This is a genomic window from Bradyrhizobium sp., assembly GCF_035273305.1.
GTDB lineage: Bacteria > Pseudomonadota > Alphaproteobacteria > Rhizobiales > Xanthobacteraceae > Bradyrhizobium.
Genome location: NZ_DATEPI010000132.1, coordinates 1 through 5,390, shown reverse-complemented (window position 1 = coordinate 5,390; position 5,390 = coordinate 1). Strand labels below are relative to the sequence as shown.

4 protein-coding genes and 1 pseudogene are annotated in these 5,390 nt (G+C 58.9%); 4 read left to right on the top strand and 1 reads right to left on the bottom strand.

Features of this window, described 5'->3' with window-relative positions; all coding sequences use genetic code 11:
• Positions 1 to 285 (bottom strand): annotated as a pseudogene (locus VJV58_RS09105) (transcriptional regulator); the annotation flags it as partial.
• 654 nt (positions 286 to 939) lie between these two features.
• Between VJV58_RS09105 and xoxF5 the strand changes: the two are divergent.
• From xoxF5 to gfa, 4 genes are all read left to right on the top strand, one after another.
• On the top strand, positions 940 to 2,745 hold the full coding sequence (xoxF5, locus tag VJV58_RS09100; RefSeq protein WP_324137011.1) for a lanthanide-dependent methanol dehydrogenase XoxF5: 1,806 nt from the start codon (positions 940 to 942) through the stop codon (positions 2,743 to 2,745).
• A gap of 99 nt (positions 2,746 to 2,844) precedes the next feature.
• The gene (locus VJV58_RS09095; protein WP_324137012.1) at positions 2,845 to 3,336 is read left to right on the top strand and encodes a c-type cytochrome, methanol metabolism-related; all 492 of its coding nucleotides are present in this window, start codon (positions 2,845 to 2,847) and stop codon (positions 3,334 to 3,336) included.
• Positions 3,337 to 3,399: 63 nt separating this feature from the next.
• A complete protein-coding gene (locus tag VJV58_RS09090) occupies positions 3,400 to 4,509 on the top strand; it encodes an S-(hydroxymethyl)glutathione dehydrogenase/class III alcohol dehydrogenase (RefSeq protein ID WP_324137010.1) in 1,110 nt (369 codons plus the stop codon).
• A 30-nt stretch (positions 4,510 to 4,539) separates the two neighbouring features.
• Entirely contained in the window at positions 4,540 to 5,109 is a 570-nt protein-coding gene (gene gfa / locus VJV58_RS09085; RefSeq protein ID WP_324137009.1) for an S-(hydroxymethyl)glutathione synthase, read from the top strand.
• Positions 5,110 to 5,390: the final 281 nt, after the last annotated feature.

Below are 5,390 nucleotides of genomic sequence, written 5' to 3'. Positions count from 1 at the left end.
CTCGAAATGAGATACGCCGTATGTCTGGAACAGAATTTTGACATAGGGGTGATCGCCCGACTTGCCGCGCGACACGGGATGCGCGAGTCGGTGCTGACTCACCTCGATCTGGCAGAGTTTCAGGCGCGAGACGGTCTTGTAGTTGATCTGACCTTGGAGCGAGGGAGCGTCGAGCGGATCGACATCGAATTGACCGCAAAGCTCCGTCAGCGCGTCGGTCCAGAACTGGATCTGCTTCTTCGGCGCAAGTCCGAAGGTGCTCAGGGTATGGACGGAACTTGCCATGATCCAATCACATGCGTGAATCGAGATCAAAATATGACGCCATCAGACGTGCGGTCCTCGTCTGCACAGCTATCATTCGAGCAACACTACTAATTTTCCGCCTAAGCCCGGCCGCCGTCAAGCGGAAGTGTGGCCGCCAGGTGCAAGCAGTTTGCCTAAATTGCCGCAGAGTGGATAGAGGCGGGCAGACCTGCAGGTCGACTTTCGCGCTAGCCGACGACCGTCAACAAAAAAGCAAACTTCCGGACGGCAACGAAAAAGATCGTCGAGGTTCGCTGTCGAGCAAAGTTGCTTCCCTCTTGGGCAAGTTTCCCGCTCCCAACGGAGGTAGGAATAAGCACGAAAAAATAGAAATGATATCCGGCAGGTGAAACGTCCTCGGACGTAAACCCGAAGCTGGTATCGGGAGGTACAAGCTGCCGCGACGGCGTCATCCTGATTAACTCTACAGTATTGACTAAGGCAACCGGAGCCTCATGCTCCGGCGAGGCGTGCGGCGCTTGAGTGTGCCGGCAAGCCTGATTTGCGTTGAAGTAGCGCAGCGCCAAGGGCGGCGCGCGCTTTCGAAGAATATCTTCGCTGCAATAGTTGAGCGCTGGACGACCAAGGCCCAGCGTTAAAAGTGAACTTAAAAATCACATGGGAGGTCTCGTTATGCGCAAGGTGCTACTCGCAACCTGTGTTGGTGCTGTAGCGGCATTCGCTGCCGGCGCCGCTACCGCCAACGACGAACTGATGAAAATGCAGCAGAACCCAAAAGATTGGGTGATGCCGACCGGCAATTATGCCAACACGCGTTATTCGAAACTCGACCAGATCACTGCGGCCAACGTCGGCAAATTGCAGGTGGCCTGGACGTTTTCGACCGGCGTGCTGCGCGGCCATGAGGGTGGACCGCTGATCATCGGCAACATGATGTACGTCCATGCGCCGTTTCCGAACACGGTATATGCGCTCGATCTCGCCAACGACAACAAGATCGTCTGGAAGTATGAGCCCAAGCAGGATCCAAACGTTATTCCCGTGATGTGCTGCGACACCGTCAACCGTGGCGTGGCCTATGGCGACGGCAAGATTTTCCTGCATCAGGCCGATACGACATTGGTGGCGCTCGATGCCAAGACCGGCAAGGTCGAGTGGTCGGCCAAGAACGGCGATCCCAGCAAAGGCGCGACGGGGACATCGGCGCCGATGGTAGTCAAGGACAAGGTCCTGATCGGGATTTCCGGCGGCGAATTTGGCGTGCAGGCCCACATGACCGCCTATGACATCAAGACCGGCAAGATGGTCTGGCGGGCCTATTCGGAAGGTCCGGATGATCAGATCCTGGTCGATCCGACGAAGACCACTGAACTCGGCAAGCCAGTCGGCAAGGATTCCAGCCTCAAGACGTGGCAGGGCGATCAGTGGAAGATCGGCGGCGGTGCGACCTGGGGATGGATTTCCTACGACCCCAGCCTGAACCTCATCTACTACGGCTCCGGCAATCCCTCGACATGGAATCCGAAGCAGCGTCCAGGCGACAACAAATGGTCGATGACCATCTGGGCACGTGACCCGGACACCGGCATGGCCAAGTGGGTTTACCAGATGACGCCCCATGATGAATGGGACTACGACGGCGTGAACGAAATGATCCTGAGCGATCAGCAGATCAACGGCACCGAGCGTAAGCTGCTGACCCATTTCGATCGCAACGGGCTTGGCTACACGCTTGATCGCGCCACGGGCGAGTTGCTGGTGGCCGAAAAGTACGATCCGAAGGTCAACTGGACCAGCGGCGTCGACATGAACAAGAGCTCGCCGACCTATGGCCGTCCCAAGGTTCTCGATCAATATTCGACCGACAAGCAGGGCGAGGACCATAACGTCAAGGGCATCTGCCCGGCAGCGCTCGGCAGCAAGGACGAGCAACCGGCGGCGTATTCGCCGGACACCCAGCTGTTCTATGTACCGACCAACCACGTCTGCATGGACTACGAGCCGTTCAAGGTGAGCTACACCGCCGGCCAACCCTACGTCGGGGCGACGCTGTCGATGTATCCGCCTCCCGGTGAGAGCAACATGGGCAACTTCATCGCCTGGGACGGCAAGACCGGCAAGATCGCATGGTCGAACAAGGAACAGTTCTCGGTGTGGTCGGGCGCGCTCGCCACCGCTGGCGGTGTGGTGTTCTACGGAACGCTGGAAGGCTACCTGAAGGCTGTTGATGCCAAGACGGGGAAGGAACTTTACAAGTTCAAGACCCCGTCCGGAATCATCGGCAACGTCACTACCTACGAGCAGGGCGGCAAGCAATATGTTGCAGTTCTGTCCGGGGTTGGCGGCTGGGCCGGCATCGGTCTCGCGGCTGGCCTGACCGATCCGACTGCCGGCCTCGGCGCTGTCGGCGGTTATGCTGCGCTGAGCAACTACACGGCGCTTGGCGGTACGCTGACGGTGTTCTCACTGCCGCAGTGAAAAATCAATCGTCCCGGCGCGACAGTCGCGCCGGGACACTTGCTGTGATGCAGTGCCGAGGACATTCGATTGGGTAAGATCTGGTTTGGAGTTGCCGCGATGGCCCTCGTGGCATCGGGAAACATAGCTATCGCCGACACAGCCGCCGATCCGACGGCGGTCAAATCCGAGAACGGCAAATACCTGGACAAGGAGGGTAACCCGACATTCAAGGTCGCCCCGGACGGCACCGTCGATTGGTACACCTATTCCGGGTATCGCCGTTATCATTCGGAGTGTCACGTCTGCCATGGGCCGGATGGCATGGGCTCCACGTACGCACCGGCACTGAAAGACTCGCTCAAAACCATGAGCTATGCAGATTTTCTCGGGGTGGTCGCAAGCGGCCGTCAGAACGTCAGCACCTCGCAGGAAAACGTGATGCCCTCGTTCGGTAACAATCGAAACGTCGTCTGCTATCTCGACGACCTCTACGTCTATCTGCGAGCGCGCGCCAATGGCGCTGTCGGCCGTGGCCGTCCCGCCAAGCACGAGGAGAAAACGCCGGCCGCGCAAAAGCAGGAAGATGACTGCATGGCAGACAGCAAATGAATAGAAACAGATGAACAGAAAATGGGCTGAGGAATATCTCGAGATGCGAAGCTGGAGTTTACAATGAAGACCCGTGCCGCTGTCGCGTTCGAAGCGAAGAAGCCGCTTGAGATCATCGAGGTCGATCTGGAAGGCCCGAAAGCCGGTGAGGTCCTGGTCGAAATCAAGGCGACCGGCATCTGCCACACCGATGCCTACACCCTCGATGGTTTCGACAGTGAGGGGATTTTTCCGTCCATCCTCGGTCACGAGGGCGCAGGGATCATTCGTGAGGTGGGCCCGGGCGTCACCTCGGTGAAGCCCGGCGATCACGCGATCCCGCTCTACACGCCCGAATGCCGCGAGTGCAAAAGCTGCCTTAGCCAGAAGACCAATCTCTGCACGAAGATCCGCGCTACCCAGGGCAAGGGCGTGATGCCGGACGGCACGTCGCGCTTCAGCCACAAGGGCAAGCCGATCTTTCACTACATGGGCTGCTCGACTTTTTCCAATTTTACCGTGCTGCCAGAAATCGCGGTCGCCAAAATTCGTGAGGATGCTCCCTTCGACAAGAGCTGCTACATCGGCTGCGGCGTCACCACGGGCGTCGGCGCGGTGGTGAATACCGCCAAGGTTACGCCGGGCGCCAACGTCGTCGTATTCGGGCTTGGCGGCATCGGGCTCAACGTCATCCAGGGCGCCAAGATGGTTGGCGCCGACAAGATCATCGGGGTCGATATCAACGACAGCAAGGAAGAATGGGGCCGGCGATTCGGCATGACGCACTTCGTCAATCCGACGAAGATCGGCGGCGATGTCGTCCAGCACCTTGTCACGCTGACGGACGGAGGAGCCGACTACACCTTCGATTGCACCGGCAATACCACAGTGATGCGCCAGGCGTTGGAGTGCTGCCACCGCGGCTGGGGCGTGTCGGTGATCATCGGGGTGGCCGAAGCAGGCAAGGAAATTTCAACACGACCATTTCAGCTCGTGACCGGCCGGGTCTGGAAGGGCACGGCGTTCGGCGGCGCGCGCGGCCGTACCGACGTGCCCAAAATAGTGGACTGGTATATGAACGGAAAGATCCAGATCGATCCAATGATCACGCATGTCCTCAAGCTCGAGGACATCAACAAGGGCTTCGATCTGATGCATCAAGGCAAGTCGATCCGTTCGGTCGTCGTATTTTAAATCCGAAACGTCAAACAGGAGGATAGGCCCATGACAGTTCATATCCACCCATCCGTTGACAGCGGTGTCAAGAAAGGCTCAGGCAGCTTTAGCGGCGGAACGCTGGTCTGCAAATGCAAGGACAGGCCAGTCAAGGTCGGGATCAAGGGTGACGTCGCCCACAACCACGCGTGCGGCTGCACCAAGTGCTGGAAGCCGGACGGAGCCGTCTTCTCCGTGGTGGCCGTGGTGCCGCGCGAGAACGTCACCGTGCTCGAAAACGGCGACAAGCTCCATGTGGTCGATGCGTCGGCGACGATCCAGCGCCATGCGTGCAGGGTCTGCGGCACGCATATGTACGGCCGGATCGAGAACAAGGCGCATCCGTTCTACGGTCTCGATTTCATCCATCCGGAACTTTTTGTCGAATCCGGCTCAGCCGCTCCCCAATTTGCGGCGTTCGTGTCCTCGGTGATCGAGTCCGGCGTCGATCCGTCGCAAATGTCGGGCATCAGGTCACGCCTCAAGGAACTCGGGCTTGAGCCTTATGATTGTCTGTCGCCCGCATTGATGGACGCTATTTCGACGCACGTGGCGAAATCGAAAGCCAAGGCGGCTTGATCTTACAACTTTGGTGGCGGCAACAGTCCGCCACCAAAGCGATCTGGCGGCGCGGTGACTCCGCGACAGCCAATCGACAGGCAGCATAGTCGTGTGCCTGCAGCAGAGCTTGTCGGGATCAAGGATTCTGGCAAGCGCTGTTTGCTGCTGCGGGGAAGGCGAGGAACGTGATTGTCAGTGGGGCGAACGTCAGGGTGCCCGACGGCGTTTGCTCGCCTGTGATGCGCGGCAGGTCATCGCTGGCCGTCAATTGCAACGTCTGCCCGTTGAGGCGCACGGTG

Excerpts from the sequence above, each read along its gene's own strand:
- VJV58_RS09095 (WP_324137012.1), top strand. The coding sequence starts at position 2,845 with ATGGCCCTCGTGGCATCGGGAAACATAGCTATCGCCGACACAGCCGCC.
- xoxF5 (WP_324137011.1), top strand. The coding sequence starts at position 940 with ATGCGCAAGGTGCTACTCGCAACCTGTGTTGGTGCTGTAGCGGCATTC.
- VJV58_RS09090 (WP_324137010.1), top strand. The coding sequence starts at position 3,400 with ATGAAGACCCGTGCCGCTGTCGCGTTCGAAGCGAAGAAGCCGCTTGAG.
- gfa (WP_324137009.1), top strand. The coding sequence starts at position 4,540 with ATGACAGTTCATATCCACCCATCCGTTGACAGCGGTGTCAAGAAAGGC.